The sequence below is a fragment of the Synechococcus sp. BS55D genome (genome assembly GCF_004332415.1).
Classification (GTDB): Bacteria; Cyanobacteriota; Cyanobacteriia; order PCC-6307; family Cyanobiaceae; genus Synechococcus_C.
Genome location: NZ_PHQT01000001.1, coordinates 542,507 through 561,736, shown reverse-complemented (window position 1 = coordinate 561,736; position 19,230 = coordinate 542,507). Strand labels below are relative to the sequence as shown.

Below are 19,230 nucleotides of genomic sequence, written 5' to 3'. Positions count from 1 at the left end.
ATCACTGCGTCACCGGCCCACCAGCAACTCCACTGCCCCGACTCCAAGGCGGAGCTGCAGTCGCTCGTCAGTGACTGGAACCGGGGAGGGTGCCCCTGGGTGCCCAGCGGTCTAGGCACGAGGCTGACCTGGGGGGCACCGCTGCAGACCCACGCCGCAGGGGAGCCGATCCCAACGCTCAGCACCCGGAACCTGAACCAAATCCTCAACCATTCGGTCGACGACCTGACCGTGACCGTGGAGGCGGGCCTGCCCCTGGCGGCGCTGCAGGCAGCCCTGATGGAACACAACCAGTGGCTGCCGGTGGACTGGCCCTGGGGCAGTGACCCGAGCCATTCCGACGGCTCCGGCAGCATCGGCGGGCTGGTGGCTCGGGGCCTCAGCGGCGGCCTGCGCCACCGGCACATGGGCCTCCGCGACCAGATCATTGGCATCGGCCTGATCCGCAGCGATGGCATCAGCGCCAACGCCGGCGGACGCGTGGTGAAAAACGTGGCCGGCTATGACCTGATGCGCCTGCTCTGCGGCAGCTGGGGCAGCCTGGCCCTGATCCACACCCTCACCCTGCGCACCCAGCCGATCCGTCCGGCCCGGGCCCAACTGCTGGTGCAGGGCGAGCTGGAGGCCCTCGAGGCCTGGCGGGCCGACGTGCTGGCCAGCACCCTGACGCCGGAGTGGATCAACTGGCGGGGTGGTCCCGACCAAGGCTGGTCGATCCGGGCGGGCATCGCCAGCGTCAGTGAGCTGGCCGTGGAGGCCCAGCTGAACCGCCTCGAAGCGCTCGCGCTGCCCCGGCGCCTGAGCGCGGAACGCCACCCCTGGGCGAGCCCACTTCCAACACCGATCCATTCACAGCTGCCTGCTGAGGGAGCGGACGCTGAACCTGGCTGGCTGCTGCGACTGGCCCTGCCACCCGCCCGTGTAAGCGAACTGCTGGCGAGTCAAGAACTGCGCGGCCTGCGGGGTTGGAGCGGAGAGCTGGCGGCAGGAGCAGGCAGCGGTGAGCTCTGGCAGGCCTCAAAACAGCCTTCCGCCCACCATCAGGTGCAGGCGCTGCGCCGCAAGCTCAGCACTCTGGGGGGACAGCTCAGCATTCTGCTGCAACCCAATGCCGGTAACCCAGAGCTGGCCCTGCCCGCCTGGCTCGACGCCCCCTCAAAGCCACTGATCGAGGCGGTGAAGCGGGAATTCGACCCCCTGCAGCAGCTCAGCCGCGGGCGGCTGCCGGGGGTGGCCCAGCCCTTCCTCAGCTGACCGAGTAGCGGCAGGTGAGGGTCTGACTCTGGCCCGGGGCCAGCTCCAGCTTGCGATCACCACTGATCAATGACTGCCGGGGCCCGGTCCAGGGCTCGAGGCACACCATCCGTCGGGGCGGCTCGGTCCAGACCACGGTGAGATCCATCGGATCCAGGTGCTGGAGCTGCAGGCGGGTGCCGGCGGCTTCATCCACAAGGGTCACCGGCCCCGCGGGACGGGTCAGAAAATCAACGCCCTCCGGCAGACGGGCCAGCTGAGTGGCCGTCTCGGCCTCAGCCATCTCCAGATGATTGAGGCAGACCGGTGCCAGGCCCTCGAGCTGGGTCCGGCCCAGATCGGTGACATTGAAGTAAGGATGCAGGCCGAAGCTGAAGGGCATCGCTTCGCCCTCATCGCCGCAATGGCTGATCGTGGTGACGATGTCCAGGGCATCCCGCACCGGACGCACCTCCATCGCCACCAGGAACGCGAACGGGTAGGCCGCCCGGGTCTCCGGGGTGTCGCTCAAGCTGAGGCGAACGCCGCTCTGATCCTCAAGCAGCTGCAGCTGCCAGGGCAGATTGCGGGCGAACCCGTGTTGCTGGAGGGTGTAGTCGCCGCTGGCCAGGGGCAACCGATCGCCAGGCAGGTTGCCGCAGATCGGGAACAGCACCGGAATGCCGCCACGGATGCTCTTAGCCGGATCGGCGTAACGCTCCTGATCGAAATAGAGCAGCTCGCGGCCATTGCAACGCCACTCGCTCACGAGACCGCCACGCTCAGGGACGATCCTGAGGCGATCCCCACTGTCCGGATGCACAAACTCCCAGTGGGCGTAGGGCTCGGACTGCTGGGTGAGCGTCATGGCCATCGATTCCGGAGACCCAAGATTGGCGGGAAACTACCGACCCGCCCACGAATCACGGGTGTTCTGGCTGACATGCCCCGTGACGCGGCAGGTTCGCCAACCAATCCAGCAGGGCGGCATTGACCTGATCAGGCACCTCATCGTGGGGGCAATGCCCGGCCTCCAGCACCACCTCTGTGGTCGACTCCGGCGCATGGCGCTGAAAACTGGCGCGGCGCCCGGCCGCGTTAATCCAGGGATCGCGAATGCCCCAGAGCAGCAGCAAGGGGGCCTGCAGCTGGGCGAACAGCTCATCAAGAGGCTGACCGCGGGGAATGTCAAACACGGTGCGGAACACCCCGAAGGCACCGGGATCAAGGGACGGCCGACGGATCGCTTCCACCAAGGCCTCATCCACATTCGTGCGGTCGATGTACACCTGATTGAGGGTGCGCCGGATCGTGGCCGGACGGCGCAGGTTCTCAAACAGCAGCCGCTGCAACACGGGGCTCTTGAGCAGGGAGGAACCAATCGTCTGACGGGCGATCGCCCCCCAGCCCTGGGGAGGCTTCTGCTCATCGCTGAAAGGGCCGGCAGCATTCAGCAGCACCACCCCACCGGCCTGCTCCCCGAGGGCAGCTCCGGCCGCAAGGGCGGCAAAACCACCCAGGGAGTTGCCAGCGATCACCGTGGGACGGCCGATCCGCTCGCGCACATAGGCCACCAACTGATCGCGCCAGAGGGCACCGCCATAGGCCAGTTCAGCCGGCTTGCTGCTCCGCCCGAAGCCGAGCAGATCAAGGGCATGCACCTCATGGCGGCGGGCCAGCACGGGGATGTTGTGGCGCCAGTGATCCGTGGAGGCACCGAAGCCATGCACCAGCAACAGAGCCGGCTGATCAAGGGCTGCATCAGGCTCCAGGGGGCCCTGCCGCAGGCAGTGCACAGCGTGGCCTTGAAAGCTCCAGGGGGGCAGGTCAGCGCCCTGGTTCCGATCCAAAGCAGCAGCTGGAGCAGGGGTCACCACAATCGCCCGCAAGGCCAGCGATGCTAGACAGCCTTGCCTAGGTGCGGTTCATGCAGGAGTGGAGCGGCGCCATCGGTCCCCTGGCCGATCCAGCGATCCTGAGGGGTGGCCTGTTCTGGGCCCTGGCCCTCTACGTGCCCCTGAGCGGGCCTCTGCAACGGCTGGAGGAGAGCCTGACCCAAGGCCCCCTGAACGGGCAGAGCCAGCAGATCGCTCTGGTGGTCAGCAGCCTGCTGCTGGCTTTGGCCGTGGGCCTTGTGGTGCAGTTGCTGCTGAGCTGGACCCTTGGGCCCGGATGGGGCTCCAGCCTGGCCCTGATCACGGTGGGCTGGAGCCTGTTTCTGCTGCTCGCCCGACGGGAACAGGGCTGAAGCCCACCTTTATGCACGCGATCAGACCAGGCCGACCGGATCGGCCGCGACCTCCTCGTTAACCTGGTCTGCGTCACCAGGCTTGTCTCCCCCGAGCACCAATCGCAACAGGATCGGTGCCAGGAACGTGGTGCCGATCACCATCAGCAGAATCGCCGCCTCAAGAGAGGGTGAAAGCAAACCGGCGCTTGTACCGAGGCCCAGGAAGATCAGGCCCACTTCACCGCGGGGCATCATGCCCAAACCCACCACCAGCCGACGGGTGGGCTTGTCACTGACGAAGGCCCAACCGGCAACGACTTTGCCGATGATGGCCACCACCAAAAGGAAGCCGGCCACGACGAGGGCTGAACGGCTGGAGGGATCGAGGGGGTTGATCACCGACAGGTCCATGCCGGCGCCCACGAGCACAAAGAAGATCGTGGCGAAGAGGGTCACGATCGGCAGCACCGCCTGCTGAATGGCGTGGTTGTGCTTTGAGCCGCTGAGGATCAGGCCGGCAGCGAAGGCCCCCAGTGCGGCCTCCAGGCCGATGGCCGTGGCAGCAAAACAGCTGAGCGAGAGGATCACAAAGGAGGCCACCAAGACTTCGCCCGGGGCCTTGAGCTTGTCGATCAGCCAATCGAAGGCAGGGGCCGCCGTGCGGCTGAGGCCGATCGCTGCCACCACGAAGATCACCGCCGCAGCCACCAGCTTCACGATCGGCGCAATCGCCAAGGAGCCGCCGGTGGCGAGCGATACCACCACCGCCAGGATCACGATCCCGAGGATGTCGTCGAGCACGGCGGCACCGATCACGATTTGCCCCTCGCGGGTTTTGAGATAGCCCAGCTCGCCAAACACACTGGCCGTGATACCGATGCTGGTGGCCGTCATTGAGGCACCGGCAAAGATCGCCGGGATGAGTTCCACATGGAAGAGCGACATCAAGCCGAAGGTGCCGAGAGCGAAGGGGAGCACCACTCCGGCCACGGCCACCGTGAAGGCCTGACCGCCGACGGCGACCAGCTCATCGAGCTCACTCTCCAGTCCGGTGAGAAACAGCAGGGCGTAAAGGCCGAGGGTGGCCACGGCCTGCAGGGAGGGGAAGGTCTCGTTGTAGATCTCGGGAATCGTTTCCGGCGGGATCGCCGCCAAACCGCTGATCAGCGACACAAAACCGCTGCTGAGCTGCGCCTGGGTCTCGGGCGGCACCAGCAGGTGCAGGCCGGAGGCGCCGATGATCACACCTGCCAGAAGCTCCCCGAGAATCGTGGGCAGCTGCAGCCGCACCAGCACCTCCGCCAGGGTGCGAGCCGCCACGAAGATCAGCAGAAAGCGGATGACCCCGATCAGGGTCTCGGCCACCTCCAGGTCATGACTGCTGAGCTGGGTCAGCAGCTCGGGCAGCTGGGCCAGCACAAGGGGGGGAGCCATCCAGGCATCACTTTGAACTGTGGGGGACCTTAAGGGCAAACGTCTCGGGGCGACGCTTCCAGCGAGCAATGGGGCCCAAACCGGCCCGATCAGGACCGTTTGCCACTACACCGTTTGCCATTACACGGTGTCGATGTGCGGTCGTTAACGACCAGGCCAAGGGGCCATGGCTACCTTCCGCGTACGCACCCTGGATTGACAGGCCCATGACGATGACGCCCTATCAGGCCTCAGCCGCGGCCGTGCAGGCGCCCATGGAGGAGGAGCTCCAACGCCTCGACGCCTACTGGCGTGCCGCCAACTATCTGGCCGTTGGCATGATCTACCTGCAGGACAACCCGCTGCTGCGGGAGCCGCTGCGGCCCGAGCACATCAAGAACCGATTGCTCGGTCACTGGGGATCCAGCCCAGGGCAAGCCTTCATCTGGACCCATGCCAACCGGCTGATCAACAAATACGACCTGGACATGATCTACATGTCCGGCCCCGGTCACGGAGCCCCGGGCGCCCGTGGTCCGGTGTACATCGACGGCAGCTACAGCGAGCGCTACCCCGACAAGTCGATGGACGAAGCGGGGCTGAAGAAGTTCTTCAAGATGTTCTCCTTCCCCGGGCACATCGGCAGCCACTGCACCGCCGAGATGCCTGGCTCGATCCATGAAGGCGGTGAGCTCGGCTATGTGCTCTCCCACGCCTGCGGTTCGGTGTTTAACAACCCGGAGCTGATCACGATCGCCTGCGTCGGCGATGGAGAAGCCGAAACCGGTCCCCTGGCCACCAGCTGGCACATCAACAAATTCCTGAACCCGATCCAGGACGGCGCCGTGCTGCCGGTGCTGCATCTGAACGGCTACAAGATCGCCAATCCCTCAATCCTCAGCCGCATCCCCCACGAGGAGCTCGAGAGCCTGCTGCGCGGTTATGGCTGGACGCCCATTTTTGTTGAAGGGTCCGACCCGATGGCCATGCACCGCCAGATGGCGGTGGCGATGGAGCGGTCCGTGCTTGAGATCCGTGCGATCCGCGAGCAAGCCCGCAACAGCGGGGAGGCCTTCCGCCCCAGCTGGCCCATGATCGTGCTGCGCTCCCCCAAAGGCTGGACCGGCCCCCAGGAGATCGACGGCAAAAAAATCGAAAACTTCTGGCGCTCCCATCAGGTGCCGGTGGCAGACGTCAAGACCAACGAGAGCCACCTGCGCCTGCTCGAGGACTGGATGAAGAGCTACCGCCCCTGGGAGCTGTTCGATGACAACGGGGCCGTGCGCGAGGAAATCCGCGCCCTGGCCCCGAAAGGTGAGCGGCGGATGGGCTCCAATCCGCACACGAATGGAGGCGTCCTACGCAAGGCGCTTGTTATGCCCGACCTGCGCAACTTTGAGGTGCCTGTGCCGATGCCGGGCGCCACTGAGAAGGAGAACACCTACCCACTCGGGGAGCTGATCCGCGACCTGATCAGTCTCAATCCAGGCGGCTATCGCCTGTTCGGTCCCGACGAAACTGCCTCCAATCGCCTTCAGGCGGTCTACGGAGCCACCAAGAAAGCCTGGATGGCCGAATTCCTGCCCGAGGACCTCAACGGCAGTGAACTCGCCCGGGATGGCCAGGTGGTGGAGATGCTGTCCGAGCACACCCTGGTGGGAATGATGGATGGCTATCTGCTCACGGGCAGAAACGGCTTCTTCCACACCTATGAGGCCTTCGCCCATGTGGTCGCCTCGATGTTCAACCAGCACTGCAAGTGGCTCGAGCACTGTGAGGAGATCCCTTGGCGCGCCCCGATCGGACCCTGGAACTGCCTGATCTCCTCCACCGTCTGGCGCCAGGACCACAACGGCTTCACCCATCAAGACCCCGGCTTTATCGATCTGGCCGGCAACAAGAAGGGCAGCATCACCCGCGTGTACCTACCTGCCGATGCCAACAGCCTGCTGGCGGTGGCCGAGAAGGCGCTGGTCGAAACCAATGTCGCCAACATCATCGTCTCCGACAAGCAGAAACACCTGCAATATCTGACCCTTGATGAAGCCCGCCGCCATGTGGCCAAGGGCGCCGGCATCTGGGAGTGGGCCTGCAATGACAACTGCAGCAATGAACCGGATGAGCCCGATGTGGTGCTCGCCTCCGCCGGCGATATCCCCACCAAAGAGTGCCTGGCGGCGATCGAAATCCTGCGGGAGCGGATTCCACATCTCAAGGTTCGCTACGTGAATGTGGTCAAGCTGTTCGCCCTCGCGGCACCCAAGGATCACCCCCATGGCCTCAGCGACCTGGACTTCGCCAGCCTGTTCACGCCCAACAAGCCGGTGATCTTCAACTTCCACGGCTATCCCTGGCTGATTCACCGTCTCGCCTACAACCGCCCGAACCACGACAACTTCCACGTGCGTGGTTACAAGGAAAAAGGCAACATCAACACCCCTCTGGAGCTGGCCATCAGCAACCAGATCGACCGCTACAACCTGGTGATCGATGTGATCGACCGGGTGGAGAGTCTCGGCTCCCGCGCCGCCCACGTGAAGGAGCAGATGAAAGACGAGATCCAGAAGCAACGTGCCTACGCCTACGAGCACGGCACCGATGCTCCGGAGATCAACAACTGGCGCTGGAGCCTCGGCCGCTCCTCCTGCAACGCCTGAACTGCATCGCCTGAACTGCCAAGCCCCCCTTCCCCATCGTCCCAGCCATGAGCACCACACCTTCCCAACGCCTCGACCTGCGTCTGCCCACCCCCGGCTGCTACGCCGACCCGGAACGGGCGGGCCTTGACGCTGACTCGGTGTTTGACGGCATGACCGAGCACCTCTTCTTCACGCTCGGCAAGCTGGCTCCCACCGCCAGCCGCCATGACCTCTACATGGCCCTCAGTTATGCGGTGCGTGACCGGCTGATGACCCGCTACCTGGCCAGCCTGGAAGCGATCCGTGCCCAGCCGCAGAAAACCGTCGCTTACCTGTCGGCGGAATTCCTGATTGGCCCCCAGCTCAACAACAACCTCCTCAACCTGGGAATCCAGAAGGAGGCAGAGGAAGCGCTCCAACGTTTTGGCATCGAGTCGCTGCAACAGATCCTCGAGGTCGAGGAGGAGCCCGGGCTGGGCAATGGCGGCCTTGGTCGTCTTGCCGCCTGTTACATGGAATCGCTGGCCAGCCTGCAGGTGCCCGCCACCGGCTATGGCATCCGCTACGAGTTCGGCATCTTCGATCAGCTGATCCGCGACGGCTGGCAGGTGGAGGTCACCGACAAGTGGCTAAAAGGCGGTTGGCCCTGGGAGCTACCCCAGCCGGATGAAGCCTGCTTCGTGGGCTTCGGCGGCCGCACCGAGAGCTACATCGACGACAAAGGCAACTACCGCTCCCGCTGGATCCCAGCCGAGCATGCGATCGGTGTGCCCCACGACGTGCCCGTGCTGGGCTACCGGGTGAACACCTGCGATCGCCTGCGCCTGTGGCGCGCCGATGCCACGGAAAGCTTCGATTTCTATGCCTTCAACATCGGCGATTATTACGGCGCCGTTGAGGAGAAAGTGGGCAGTGAAACCCTCTCCAAGGTGCTGTATCCCAATGACGGCACCGATGAGGGCCGCCGCCTGCGCCTGAAGCAGCAGCACTTCTTCGTGAGCTGCTCGCTGCAGGACATGCTGCGCAGCCTTGACCATCGCGGTCTCAACGTCGAGGACTTCCCCAACTACTGGACCGTTCAGCTCAACGACACCCATCCGGCGATCGCCGTGGCCGAGCTGATGCGTTTGCTGATCGATGACCGCCACCTGGAGTGGGAGAAGGCTTGGGACATCACCAGCCGCTCGGTCGCCTACACCAACCACACCCTGCTGCCTGAGGCGCTGGAGAAGTGGGATCTGAGCCTGTTCGCCGACCTGCTGCCCCGCCACCTGGAGCTGATCTACGAGATCAACCGCCGCTTCCTGCAGCAGGTGCGCCTGCGCTTCCCTGGCAACGACACGATTCAGCGCAAGCTCTCGATCATTGACGAGGAGGGCGGCAAGGCGGTTCGCATGGCCCACCTGGCCACGATTGGCGCCCACCACGTGAATGGCGTGGCCGCTCTTCACTCCGACCTGGTGAAGAGCCAGTTGCTGCCTGAATTCGCCGAGCTGTGGCCGGAAAAATTCACCAACGTGACCAACGGCGTCACCCCCCGCCGCTGGGTGGCCCTCTCCAACCCCGAACTCTCCACCCTGCTGGACGAGCACATCGGCGAGGGCTGGATCACCGACATGGAACAGCTGCGCCGCCTCGAGGAGCGCCAGCATGACCACGGTTTCCTGGAGCACTGGGGCAACACCAAGCTCTCGGTGAAGCGCAAGCTCTCCAGCTACATCCACCGACACACCGGCGTGCTGGTGGACCCCGCCAGCCTGTTTGACGTGCAGGTGAAGCGCATCCACGAGTACAAGCGCCAACACCTCAACGCCCTGCAGGTGATCATGCAGTACCTGCGGATCAAGAACGGCCAGGCCGACGGCATGGCCCCACGCACGGTGATCTTTGGCGGCAAGGCAGCACCGGGCTATTACATGGCCAAGCTGATCATCCGCTTCATCAACGGCATCGCCGAAACGGTGAACGCTGATCCAGACATGGATGGCCGCCTGCGGGTGGTGTTCCTGCCGGATTACAACGTGAAGCTGGGCGAGCAGGTGTATCCGGCGTCGGATCTCTCCGAGCAGATCTCCACCGCCGGCAAGGAAGCCTCCGGCACCGGCAACATGAAATTCGCCATGAACGGTGCGCTCACGATCGGCACCCTCGATGGCGCCAATGTGGAGATCCGCGAGCGGGTGGGCGGCGAAAACTTCTTCCTGTTCGGCAAGACCGTGGAGGAGATCAGTGCCCTCAAGCAAGCGGGCTATCGCCCCTGGGACGTGATTCAGAGTCAGCCCGAGCTCGCCGAGGCGATCCGCCTGGTGGAGATCGGCCACTTCAGCAACGGAGATGGCGACCTATTCCGTCCCCTACTCGACAACCTCACCGGCAGCGATCCCTTCTTCGTGATGGCTGATTTCGCCGACTACCTGCGTGCCCAGGATGAGGTCAGCCGCGCCTGGAGTGACCGCCAGCACTGGAACCGCATGTCGCTGCTGAACACGGCCCGCTCCGGCTTCTTCTCCTCCGATCGTTCGATTCGGGAGTACTGCCAGTCGATCTGGAACGTGCAACCGCTGAACGTGGAGATCACCTGCGACGTGCGCTGATGCTGGATCTCTCCCTGGTGATCAACCTGGGGAGTTCCAGCCTCAAGGCGGCCCTGCTCGATGCGGGCGGGGCCAGCCTCTGGCACGAAGGCCGCAGCCTGGCCCCCGGCGAAGCACTCAAAGACGTGCTCGAGAGCTGGCTGGCCCCGGCACTCCAGCCCCACCGTGCTGCCGTGCGGCGCATCGGCCACCGGATTGTGCATGGCGGCGAACGCTTCACCGCACCAACGCTGATCAGCACGGACATGGAAGCGGCCCTGCAGGCGCTGATCCCGCTGGCCCCGCTGCACAATCCACCGGCGCTTGAAGGGGTGGCCTGGGCTCGGGCCTGGGCGCCCGAGCTTCCCCAATGGGCCTGTTTTGACACGGCTTTCCACAGCACCCTTCCGGATGGGGCCCGCACCTACGCCCTGCCGGCACCGATACGGGCCCGAGGCTTCCGTCGTTTCGGCTTCCATGGCCTCAACCACCAGCACGTGAGCGAGTCGGTGAGCCGGCGCTGGCAGGAGCAAGGGAAGCAGCCCAGCCAGCTGCGTCTGATCAGCGCCCATCTGGGGGCCGGCGCCTCCCTGGCGGCGGTCCAAGGGGGCCGCTGCATCGACACCACCATGGGCTACACGCCCCTCGAAGGTCTGGTGATGGCCACCCGCTGCGGCAGTGTCGATCCCGGTGTGCTGCTGGAACTGATGCGCGAGGGGCACACGGCGGCAGAGCTGGCCGATCAATTGCAGAAGCAGGCAGGGCTGAAGGGCCTGTCAGGTCTGAGCGGCGACATGCGCGAGATCCGTGAACAGGCACTGCAAGGTCATGCCGGAGCGAGCCTGGCCCTGGAGGTGTTCAGGCACCGGCTGCTCCAAGAAATTGGCGCGATGGCCGCCAGCCTTGGCGGAGTGGATGTGCTTGCCCTAACGGGTGGGATTGGGGAGCACGATGGAGCCTTACGCGACGAACTCGCACAAGCGCTGGACTGGATCCCCGAACTGGAGATCCTGGTGGTGCCGGCCGATGAGGAAGGAATGATCGCCAGGCTCTGCGTGCGAGCCGAGACCTGACGACGATCAGCCGCGGTCGGGGAGATCCGGTGTCTGGTGCAGCAGGCGATTGAGCCGCAAACGATCGGCGTTGAGGGGATCCGGGGCGAGCTCACCAGCCAGCTCCTGGAACTTTTGCTCAATATCGTCGGGCACGCGCACATCGAAGATGCGCTCCATCAGTGCCTCGATTGAGAAGAGGTGGGCATTGATGTTTTCCAGGTCGGCCATGGCCTGCTGGATCGCATCGGTCGGCTCTTCGCTGCCACCGACAGGGGTGGCATGGGCCTGGGCCTCTGACGCCCGGGAACCGTGCTGCTTCTGGAGATCTTCGAGCACGCGACCCGAAAGGGTCCGGAAGGCCTGCAAGGCTGCCCAGCTGAGCTCCTGCTGCTGTCGCAGGGTCGGGCATTCGCGGATCAAACGGTCATGCTCCCGGTAGAAGCGTTGACAATCAGGGCATTGACAGGGCTCTTCAGGCACCGCAGACCCTCGAGATCAACGTCCACTATGGCACCTGATCAAGCTGCAAGGGGAGGTTCTCCCGAAAGTCCGCCGTCGTCGTCTCCGTAGCGACCATCAGCGTCTCCCTCCTCGCTGGCACCGGGAAGCGGGATCTCAATCGAGCTCACCACCTGGATCACGTCGCGAAGGCGCATGGAGTCGGCAAACCAGCCCATCGCCTGCTCCGTATCGCCCCTGCGCTCGGCGTCACTGGCCTGGTCCTCATGGGCTTCGGCCAGGAGGGCAAGCCAGCAGAGGCAACGGGCCTGCACCACCGAAAGATCAAGGTCGGTGGGCTGGGAATCGGCGATGCGCTCGCTTTCCTGCTGCACGAGGAGCCTCAGGCGCAGATCGTGAAGCTGGGTCATGGCACCGTGTTCACTACGGCAACGCTAGCGGGAGTGTGGCGTCTGGCTAGTGCACCAAATGTAGTGGCGGCTACCGGACCAGTGATCGAGCTCACGGGGCTGGCGGGACTCGAACCCACGACCTACGGTTTAGGAAACCGTCGCTCTATCCGGCTGAGCTACAGCCCCATCACCCGCCATTATGGGGTTTGAAAGCAGGCGAGGTGGTCGCGATCGAGCCGTCGGCCCAAGGGTTGACGGGCTCGGTTGAGGAAAGTCCGGGCTCCCCGATGGCCAGGCTTGCTGGGTAACGCCCAGTGCGGGTGACCGTGAGGAGAGTGCCACAGAAACACACCGCCGATGGCCCCATGGGGTTCCGCCCCGGGCACAGGCAAGGGTGCAAAGGTGCGGTAAGAGCGCACCAGCAGCATCGAGAGGTGCTGGCTCGGTAAACCCCGGCCGGGAGCAAGGCCCAGGAACGACGGTTGGCCATCTGCCCCGTTCCGCCAACAGCGTGCCGCTCGAGGTCGTCGGCAACGGCGATCCCAGATAGATGACCGCCCCCCTCCTTCGGGAGGGAGAACAGAACCCGGCTTATGTCCTGCTTTCACCCCCTTTGGCGCCGAGGCAGCCTGTTCATCGGAGACAGGCTGCTGATCGCACACTGAACCCTTTCGCTCAACAGGTCTTGCCATGGGCAGCTCAGATCGCCAACAGCAGCTTCAGGCGTTCTGGACTCAACTGCTGCCGGCGAACTCCCCACTGCCAGACGAGGCGCTGCCGAACGAGGCTCTGGCCCAGCTCGATGAGGCCCTCACCCATACCTCAAGCGGTGTGACGCCCCACCATGAGCAGCTGGAGTTTCTCGGTGATGCCGTGTTGCGCCTGGCGGCCAGTGAATTCATTGCTGGGGCCTATCCGCAGATGCCGGTGGGGGAACGCTCCAGCCTGCGGGCCCAGCTGGTGAGTGACCGCTGGCTGGCGGAGCTGGGGGAGACTCTCGGCATCGAACGCTGGTGGCGCATCGGCCCAAAGGCGAGCGGTGATCCCACCGCGGCCGCCACCATTCGCGCCGAGCTCTCTGAAGCGCTGATCGGCGCGATCTACCGGATTGCCGGGATGCAAACAGTGCAAGCTTGGCTGACGCCCCATTGGCAAAGGAGTGCCGAGGCGGTGCTCGCCGACCCCCATCGCGGCAACAGCAAATCCGCCCTGCAGGAGTGGAGCCAGGGCCAGGGGCTGGGACTCCCCCAATACAGCTGCCAGGAGGTGAGTCACCGCCATGGCGATCCCCGTCGCTTCCATTGCTCAGTGACCCTGCCAACGGACCTCAGCGCCGAGGGCTGGGGTGGCTCTAGACGCGAAGCAGAACAGCAGGCTGCGGCTTCACTTCTGGATCAGCTGGTCAGCTGTTGAGCCCCTTCGGCAGACGTGCACCGCACTGATCGCAATGGGCTGCCCGCGGGCGGTGACCACTGCGGCCACAGCTGATGCAGTCGCGCTGGTCCTCCCGGGCCTGATTGATCGTTTCCACAGTGACGATGCCGGTGGGAATGGCGATGATCCCGAAGCCGAGCAACATCACCACCGCCGCCAGCACTCGGCCCAGCACTGTCTGGGGCACGAAATCGCCATACCCGACTGTGGTCATGGTCACAATCGCCCAGTAGACCCCCTGGCCAACGGTCTGGAACTGGGTGTTGGGATGACCGCTCTCGATCACCACCATCAGATACCCCAGCACCACCTGGGTGAGCACAACGAAGAACAGGAAGACGCCGATGCGACGGGCACTGGCACGCAAGGCATGGCCGAGCAGCTGGGCCTCATCGAGAAAGCGCAGCAGCTTGAACACGCGCAGCACCCGGCCGAACTTGAAGATCCAGAGGATCAGTCCACTGCTGATCTGGGGCACAAAAAAGAACAGCACCGCCGAGAGATCGATCAGGCCGTAGAAGCTGCGCAAGTAGGTGATGGGCTTGGGGCTGACCCAGAGATGCAGGACGAAATCCGCCACAAACACCAACAGACAGCCCCGCTCAAGACCAGTGACCCAGCCTGGGATTTCCCCGGCGCTGGCAAGGCGCATCGGATGGGGCTCCACCATCAGGCCGGCCACGCTCGCCAGGATCGTGCCGAAAATGATCAGGTTGTAGAGACGGCCGGCGCGGGTATCGGAGTCGAGGACGACCCGCCGCAACCGTTGACGCAGACCGGCTGCCATGCCCCTCAGGCCGCCTGCAGATCGCGGAGGCGCAGGGTCACGAGCTTGTCCCAGTTGCCGCCTTCAAACAAGACAGCGGCCCGGTCACCACTGATGCGCTGCACGAAACCGGTGTAGCCGTTGTAGATCGAGGTGGCATCCACCACCTTCACCGTGGCGCCGGGGAGGATCGGAGCGGCGGAGGCCATGGATGCGGTCGTCAGTCGTTGATGCATTCTGGCGCAGGAGGCCACGACATAGCCCCGAGGCATGATCAGAGCATCCCCTCCAGCGACTGCCTGTGGCCCCAGCCCCTCAGCCCCCGCCCGCTGAAGCCACGCAGGCCGATGACTGGTTGCCGGTGGGACAGGTCGTGGGCGTTCAGGGGTTGCGGGGCGAGCTGCGGGTGAATCCAGCCAGCGACTTTCCTGAGCGTTTCACGGTGCCGGGGACCCGCTGGTTACGTGGACGCAACGACGCCGTGAAGGCGATTGAGCTGATGGCAGGCCGCCAGCTGCCGGGCAAGAGCCTGTTTGTGGTGCGCTTCGAGGGCATCAACGACCGCACGGCTGCCGAGGAACTGGTGGGTCAGACCCTGCTGGTGCGTGCCGATGACCGGCCTGATCTCGCCGATGGTGAATTTCATCTGCTGGATCTGGTGGGTCTTGAGGTGCGAGTCAACGCCGATGGCGAGACCGGCCGTGAGGCTGTCGGGAGTGAGGCTGTTGGCAGTGAGGCTGTTGGCAGTGAGGTAATCGGCACCGTGACCGATCTGATCAGCGGCGGCAATGACCTGCTTGAAATGGAGCTTCGCGATGGAGGGCGCCGGGTGTTGATCCCCTTCGTGGAGACGATTGTTCCAGAGGTGCACCTGGAGGAGGGCTGGCTGCTGCTGACTCCTCCCCCAGGGCTCCTGGAGCTCTAGACACCAACTCAAAAAGCTGACAGGCCCTAGGGCGCTGCGCGACACTGGCGCCAATCACGGTCAAGCGAACGGTGACCACCCCTCTGATCCCGGTGATCCTCTGCGGCGGCACCGGCACCCGCCTCTGGCCCCTCTCCCGCGCCAGCTATCCCAAGCAGTACTGGCCCCTGGGAGGCAGCGGCGACGAAACCCTGCTGCAGCAGACCCAGCAGCGCCTGGAGGGGATCGAAGCCCTCGGCGCGCCGCTATTGATCTGCAACGACGACCACCGCTTCATCGTGGCCGAGCAGATGCGCCAGATCGATGTGGAACCGGGCGCAATCCTGCTGGAGCCCATGGGCCGCAACACGGCCCCCGCCGTGGCGGTGGCCGCTCTGCAGGCCACAGCCCGCGGTGAGGATCCACTGCTGCTGGTGCTGGCCGCCGACCACGTGATCCGCGACGCCGCCCACTTCCGCAGGGCGATCGAAGCCGGACGCAGCGCAGCAGAAGCCGGACGACTGGTGACCTTCGGGATCGTTCCCACCGCACCGGAGACGGGCTACGGCTACATCGAAGCGGCCGAACCGCTACAGAGCGGCTCCCTCAGCCCGATTCCGATCGCCCGCTTCGTCGAGAAACCCGACCGAGCCACCGCCGAACAATTCCTGGCCAGCGGCCGCTTCACTTGGAACAGCGGCATGTTCCTGTTCAAAGCCAGCGCCATGCTGGCGGAGCTGGAGCGACTGGCCCCGGAGGTGGTGAGCTGCTGCCGCGCCGCCCTGGAGCAGGACGTGGCCGATCTGGACTTCCTGCGCCTCGAGCGGGAGGCCTTCGCCAAGTGCCCCAACGTGGCCATCGATGTGGCGGTGATGGAAAAAACAGCGCTTGGGTCTGTGCTGCCCCTGGCAGCGGGCTGGAGTGATGTGGGCAGCTGGAGTGCGCTGTGGGACACCGCCGATCGCGATGACGACGGCAACGTGCTGCGCGGCCGCGTGATCAGCGAGGGCAGCCGCAACTGCTACCTGCGCAGCGAACACCGCCTGGTGGTGGGGCTGGGGGTGGAGAACCTGGTGGTGGTCGAAACCGACGATGCCGTGTTGATCGCCAATCGCAGCCAAGCGCAGAACGTGAAGACAATCGTGAAGCAGCTGGAGGCCGACGGCAGCCCGGAGGGCAAGGCCCACCGCAAGATCTATCGGCCCTGGGGCTCTTACACCGGAGTGGTGGAGGACCATCGCTGGCAGGTGAAACGAATCTCCGTGAAACCAGGCGCCAGCCTCTCCCTGCAAATGCACCACCACCGAGCCGAGCACTGGATTGTGGTGAAGGGCACGGCCCTTGTGGAACGGGATGGCGAACAGCAGCTGATCGGCGAAAACCAGAGCACTTACATTCCCTTGGGCTGCAAACACCGACTCAGCAACCCTGGCCGCATCCCCGTGGAGATGATCGAGGTGCAGAGCGGTGCCTATCTCGGCGAAGATGACATCGTGCGTTTCGACGACATCTACGGCCGCAGTGATCCGACTGCGGCTGCCGTCAGCCAGGCCTCACTCACTCAACCGTGACGCTTTTGGCCAGGTTGCGGGGTTGATCCACATCCAGGCCCCGATGGGCGGCAATGTGATAGCTCAGCAGTTGCATGGGCACGACCGTGAGCAGGGGGCTGATCCACTCGCTCACCTCTGGCACCGCAAGCAACGCGTCAAACAACGCCGTATCGGGTCCTTCAGGCGCCACACCGATCAGCTGGGCATCTCGGGCCTTCGCCTCCTGGGCATTGCTGAGCACTTTCTCGAAGACCACCCCCGGCATTGCGATCGAGACCACCGGCACGCGGGCATCGAGCAGCGCGATCGGACCATGCTTCATTTCACCGGCGGGGTAGCCCTCAGCGTGGATGTAGCTGATCTCCTTGAGCTTCAAGGCCCCCTCAAGCGCAATCGGATAGTTGATGCCACGACCGAGGAAGATCACGTCCTGGGTCTCGGCAAAGCGATGGGCCAGCGCTTCTGAATCACGGTCGTGCCGCTCCACAAGAGCCCGAAGCTGGCTGGGCAGCTGCCTCAGCTCCTCCACCAAGTTCTGGAGCTCAGAGCCTGAGCGACTGCCGCGCCGAGCCGCAAAGGCGAGGGCAAGTGCATAGAAGGCCAGCAACTGGCCGAGGAAGGTTTTGGTGGCCGCCACACCCACCTCAATGCCGGCACCGATGTCGAGAATGTGCTCCACCTGACGGGCCAGGGAACTCTCTGGCCGATTGGTGATCCCCAACTGCCGCGGGGCGAAACTGACGTCGCCATGGGCCCTGCGGCGCTCCGCTTCCATCGCCAGAGCCGCGAGAGTATCGGCGGTTTCGCCTGACTGGGTCACACCAATGGTGAGCGTGTGAGGCGCCAGCGGCGGCGGCGCGTAGCGGAATTCGCTGGCATAAAACACGCTGGTGGGCAGTCCAGCGAACTGCTCGAGCAGGTAAGCGCCCACCAAAGCGGCATGGCGACTGGTGCCACAGGCCAAGATCTGGATCCGCTCAATGCCGCTGTAAAACGACTCGTCAAAGGGGAGCGCCACCGGATTCGTCGCTGTCAGACCACTGGGCAGATGGCGGGCCACCCACAGTTCGGCTGTTTCCGGTTGCTCATGAATCTCCTTGAGCATGAAGTGACGGAAATGGCGCTTGTCGGCCACGTGATCTGAACCACTCAGCAGCGTTGGTGATCGCTGCTGCCGTTGCCCGTCGGCGTCGTAGAGCTCGATCCCTAGGGGACTGAGCAGGGCCACTTCCCCATCCTCCATCGGCAGGATCGTGCGGGTGATTCCCGCCAGAGCCGGGGTATCGCTAGCGCAGACAAACTCCCCCTCTCCGAGGCCGATCAACAGCGGCGCCGCCTTGCGGGCCACCACCAAGGCACCCGGGACGTCGGCCCACACCACCGCCAGGGCATAGGCACCATGCAACCGCGGCAGCACGGCCTGCACTGCTTCCAGCAGCAGAGCACCATCAGCGGACCGGCCAGCGGCCTTGAAACTCGACAGTTGGGCACTGATCAGATGCGGAATCACCTCCGTATCGGTCTCGGATCGGAAGTGCACTCCGGCTGCGGTCAGCTCTTCACGCAGGCTGCGGTGATTTTCAATGATGCCGTTCTGCACCACGGCAACCCGGCCACTGCCGTCGCTGTGGGGGTGAGCGTTGTGCTCCTCGGGTTTGCCGTGGGTGGCCCACCGGGTGTGACCGATCCCACAGAGCCCGGGGGCGCCGTCGGCCTCCACCTTGGCGGTGAGATGCACCAGCTTCCCCTTCGCCCTCAGGCAATGCAACGCTCCGTTCTCAACGGTGGCGATTCCGGCGGAGTCGTAGCCGCGATATTCCAACTGACGCAAGCCCTCAAGCAGCAGGGGAGCTGCCTCACGCGAGCCGATCACCGCAACGATTCCGCACATATAAAAAAAGCCCGGCGATTGCCGGGCTGAGCTTATGGCCGGAGAGGCTCCAATCAGTAGGCGAGACCCATGCTGCGGCTGGTCTCATCACCCAGATAAACGCGGATGCTGAGGAAGTCGGTGGGACAGGCGGTTTCACAACGCTTGCAACCCACGCAATCCTCGGTGCGAGGGGAGGATGCGATCTGGCTGGCCTTACAGCCGTCCCAAGGCACCATTTCGAGCACGTCCAGAGGGCAGGCCCGCACGCACTGGGTGCAGCCGATGCAGGTGTCGTAGATCTTGACGGCGTGGGACATGTGCCCGTTCCTGAACAGATGGCTTGGCGTCAAGGTACCCGCAGCAAGCTCAGCTGAACCGCCGGTAACGGTCGGCCGTCACCGTTGTTAACGACCGCTTGCCCAGCCCGTAGGATGCGTCGTCCCGTCTTCACGGCCATGTCCCAGGAAGCGATCCTCGAAAAAGTCCGTTCGATCGTGGCGGAGCAACTCAGCGTTGATGCCGGCGACGTGAAGCCGGAATCCAACTTTCAAAACGATCTCGGCGCCGACTCCCTCGACACCGTCGAGCTGGTGATGGCCCTGGAAGAAGCCTTCGACATCGAAATCCCCGATGAGGCTGCTGAAGGCATCACCACCGTCGGCGACGCCGTCAAGTACATCGAAGACAAGCAGGCCTGAGGTTTCCG

Annotated in this window: 18 protein-coding genes, 1 tRNA gene and 1 other RNA gene; 10 read left to right on the top strand and 10 right to left on the bottom strand. The window is 64.5% G+C overall.

The window, feature by feature from the left end; genetic code table 11:
* Nucleotides 1-1,254: an FAD-binding oxidoreductase gene (locus CWE16_RS02710; RefSeq protein WP_131593023.1), complete on the top strand. Its 1,254-nt coding sequence runs from the start codon at nt 1-3 to the stop codon at nt 1,252-1,254.
* Here the strand turns inward: CWE16_RS02710 and CWE16_RS02705 are convergent.
* Both CWE16_RS02705 and CWE16_RS02700 read right to left on the bottom strand, forming a co-directional pair.
* Nucleotides 1,247-2,107 (bottom strand): aldose epimerase family protein, encoded by an 861-nt coding sequence (locus tag CWE16_RS02705; protein ID WP_131592712.1) that lies wholly within the window; start codon nt 2,105-2,107, stop codon nt 1,247-1,249. The two genes, CWE16_RS02710 and CWE16_RS02705, sit on opposite strands and share 8 nt — an antisense overlap.
* Before the next feature lie 49 nt (nt 2,108-2,156).
* Complete coding sequence (locus CWE16_RS02700) at nt 2,157-3,107, bottom strand: alpha/beta fold hydrolase (RefSeq protein ID WP_443081596.1); 951 nt, start codon at nt 3,105-3,107, stop codon at nt 2,157-2,159.
* A 53-nt stretch (nt 3,108-3,160) separates the two neighbouring features.
* On the opposite strand from CWE16_RS02700, the gene CWE16_RS02695 reads away from it, so the two are divergent.
* Nucleotides 3,161-3,481 carry a hypothetical protein gene (locus CWE16_RS02695; RefSeq protein WP_131455974.1) on the top strand — a complete coding sequence of 107 codons (321 nt, stop codon included), beginning with the start codon at nt 3,161-3,163 and terminating at the stop codon, nt 3,479-3,481.
* Between the two features lie 21 nt (nt 3,482-3,502).
* Here CWE16_RS02695 and CWE16_RS02690 read toward each other — a convergent pair whose 3' ends face one another.
* Entirely contained in the window at nt 3,503-4,897 is a 1,395-nt protein-coding gene (locus tag CWE16_RS02690) for a cation:proton antiporter (RefSeq protein WP_131592710.1), read from the bottom strand.
* Nucleotides 4,898-5,103: 206 nt separating this feature from the next.
* On the opposite strand from CWE16_RS02690, the gene CWE16_RS02685 reads away from it, so the two are divergent.
* Genes CWE16_RS02685 through CWE16_RS02675 form a run of 3 tightly spaced genes read left to right on the top strand, consistent with a single transcriptional unit; the run spans nt 5,104 to nt 11,161 of the window.
* Nucleotides 5,104-7,533: a phosphoketolase family protein gene (locus tag CWE16_RS02685; RefSeq protein WP_131592708.1), complete on the top strand. Its 2,430-nt coding sequence runs from the start codon at nt 5,104-5,106 to the stop codon at nt 7,531-7,533.
* A 47-nt stretch (nt 7,534-7,580) separates the two neighbouring features.
* On the top strand, nt 7,581-10,109 hold the full coding sequence (locus CWE16_RS02680) for a glycogen/starch/alpha-glucan phosphorylase (protein WP_131592706.1): 2,529 nt from the start codon (nt 7,581-7,583) through the stop codon (nt 10,107-10,109).
* The gene (locus tag CWE16_RS02675; RefSeq protein WP_131592704.1) at nt 10,109-11,161 is read left to right on the top strand and encodes an acetate/propionate family kinase; all 1,053 of its coding nucleotides are present in this window, start codon (nt 10,109-10,111) and stop codon (nt 11,159-11,161) included. The genes CWE16_RS02680 and CWE16_RS02675 overlap by 1 nt, the downstream gene beginning before the upstream one ends.
* A 6-nt stretch (nt 11,162-11,167) precedes the next feature.
* On the opposite strand, the gene CWE16_RS02670 is transcribed toward CWE16_RS02675, so the two are convergent.
* The 3 genes from CWE16_RS02670 to CWE16_RS02660 all read right to left on the bottom strand — a co-directional run bounded on the left by CWE16_RS02670 (nt 11,168) and on the right by CWE16_RS02660 (nt 12,180).
* Nucleotides 11,168-11,623: a hypothetical protein gene (locus CWE16_RS02670; RefSeq protein WP_131455672.1), complete on the bottom strand. Its 456-nt coding sequence runs from the start codon at nt 11,621-11,623 to the stop codon at nt 11,168-11,170.
* Nucleotides 11,624-11,661: 38 nt separating this feature from the next.
* Nucleotides 11,662-12,012, bottom strand: coding sequence for a hypothetical protein (locus tag CWE16_RS02665; RefSeq protein ID WP_131455671.1), 351 nt, complete (start codon nt 12,010-12,012; stop codon nt 11,662-11,664).
* A gap of 94 nt (nt 12,013-12,106) precedes the next feature.
* A tRNA-Arg gene (locus tag CWE16_RS02660) sits at nt 12,107-12,180 on the bottom strand.
* A gap of 23 nt (nt 12,181-12,203) precedes the next feature.
* On the opposite strand from CWE16_RS02660, the gene rnpB reads away from it, so the two are divergent.
* An RNA gene (gene rnpB / locus CWE16_RS02655) (RNase P RNA component class A) lies at nt 12,204-12,603 on the top strand.
* 81 nt (nt 12,604-12,684) lie between these two features.
* Nucleotides 12,685-13,407, top strand: a complete 723-nt coding sequence (locus tag CWE16_RS02650) for a ribonuclease III family protein (RefSeq protein WP_131592702.1) — start codon at nt 12,685-12,687, stop codon at nt 13,405-13,407.
* On the opposite strand, the gene CWE16_RS02645 is transcribed toward CWE16_RS02650, so the two are convergent.
* Nucleotides 13,397-14,215, bottom strand: a complete 819-nt coding sequence (locus CWE16_RS02645) for an ion transporter (protein WP_131592700.1) — start codon at nt 14,213-14,215, stop codon at nt 13,397-13,399. The genes CWE16_RS02650 and CWE16_RS02645 overlap by 11 nt on opposite strands.
* A 5-nt stretch (nt 14,216-14,220) precedes the next feature.
* Entirely contained in the window at nt 14,221-14,403 is a 183-nt protein-coding gene (locus tag CWE16_RS02640; protein WP_131455665.1) for an NAD(P)H dehydrogenase subunit NdhS, read from the bottom strand.
* 92 nt (nt 14,404-14,495) lie between these two features.
* Between CWE16_RS02640 and rimM the strand changes: the two genes are divergently transcribed.
* Both rimM and CWE16_RS02630 read left to right on the top strand, forming a co-directional pair.
* Nucleotides 14,496-15,119 (top strand): ribosome maturation factor RimM, encoded by a 624-nt coding sequence (gene rimM / locus CWE16_RS02635; RefSeq protein WP_131592698.1) that lies wholly within the window; start codon nt 14,496-14,498, stop codon nt 15,117-15,119.
* Nucleotides 15,120-15,190: 71 nt separating this feature from the next.
* Nucleotides 15,191-16,669, top strand: coding sequence for a mannose-1-phosphate guanylyltransferase/mannose-6-phosphate isomerase (locus CWE16_RS02630; protein ID WP_131592697.1), 1,479 nt, complete (start codon nt 15,191-15,193; stop codon nt 16,667-16,669).
* Here the strand turns inward: CWE16_RS02630 and glmS are convergent.
* Complete coding sequence (gene glmS, locus CWE16_RS02625) at nt 16,656-18,542, bottom strand: glutamine--fructose-6-phosphate transaminase (isomerizing) (protein WP_131592695.1); 1,887 nt, start codon at nt 18,540-18,542, stop codon at nt 16,656-16,658. The two genes, CWE16_RS02630 and glmS, sit on opposite strands and share 14 nt — an antisense overlap.
* Nucleotides 18,543-18,595: 53 nt before the next feature.
* On the bottom strand, nt 18,596-18,841 hold the full coding sequence (gene psaC / locus CWE16_RS02620; RefSeq protein WP_131592693.1) for a photosystem I iron-sulfur center protein PsaC: 246 nt from the start codon (nt 18,839-18,841) through the stop codon (nt 18,596-18,598).
* A gap of 138 nt (nt 18,842-18,979) precedes the next feature.
* On the opposite strand from psaC, the gene acpP reads away from it, so the two are divergent.
* The gene (gene acpP, locus CWE16_RS02615; protein ID WP_131455659.1) at nt 18,980-19,222 is read left to right on the top strand and encodes an acyl carrier protein; all 243 of its coding nucleotides are present in this window, start codon (nt 18,980-18,982) and stop codon (nt 19,220-19,222) included.
* The last annotated feature ends 8 nt before the right edge of the window (nt 19,223-19,230 follow it).

Bases quoted from the DNA above. Each gene is read 5' to 3' on its own strand.
- CWE16_RS02675 (WP_131592704.1), top strand. From the start codon at position 10,109: ATGCTGGATCTCTCCCTGGTGATCAACCTGGGGAGTTCCAGCCTCAAG.
- CWE16_RS02680 (WP_131592706.1), top strand. From the start codon at position 7,581: ATGAGCACCACACCTTCCCAACGCCTCGACCTGCGTCTGCCCACCCCC.
- CWE16_RS02695 (WP_131455974.1), top strand. From the start codon at position 3,161: ATGCAGGAGTGGAGCGGCGCCATCGGTCCCCTGGCCGATCCAGCGATC.
- acpP (WP_131455659.1), top strand. From the start codon at position 18,980: ATGTCCCAGGAAGCGATCCTCGAAAAAGTCCGTTCGATCGTGGCGGAG.
- psaC (WP_131592693.1), bottom strand. From the start codon at position 18,841: ATGTCCCACGCCGTCAAGATCTACGACACCTGCATCGGCTGCACCCAG.
- CWE16_RS02645 (WP_131592700.1), bottom strand. From the start codon at position 14,215: ATGGCAGCCGGTCTGCGTCAACGGTTGCGGCGGGTCGTCCTCGACTCC.
- CWE16_RS02685 (WP_131592708.1), top strand. From the start codon at position 5,104: ATGACGATGACGCCCTATCAGGCCTCAGCCGCGGCCGTGCAGGCGCCC.
- glmS (WP_131592695.1), bottom strand. From the start codon at position 18,542: ATGTGCGGAATCGTTGCGGTGATCGGCTCGCGTGAGGCAGCTCCCCTG.
- CWE16_RS02690 (WP_131592710.1), bottom strand. From the start codon at position 4,897: ATGGCTCCCCCCCTTGTGCTGGCCCAGCTGCCCGAGCTGCTGACCCAG.
- CWE16_RS02640 (WP_131455665.1), bottom strand. From the start codon at position 14,403: ATGGCCTCCGCCGCTCCGATCCTCCCCGGCGCCACGGTGAAGGTGGTG.
- CWE16_RS02665 (WP_131455671.1), bottom strand. From the start codon at position 12,012: ATGACCCAGCTTCACGATCTGCGCCTGAGGCTCCTCGTGCAGCAGGAA.
- CWE16_RS02705 (WP_131592712.1), bottom strand. From the start codon at position 2,107: ATGGCCATGACGCTCACCCAGCAGTCCGAGCCCTACGCCCACTGGGAG.
- CWE16_RS02650 (WP_131592702.1), top strand. From the start codon at position 12,685: ATGGGCAGCTCAGATCGCCAACAGCAGCTTCAGGCGTTCTGGACTCAA.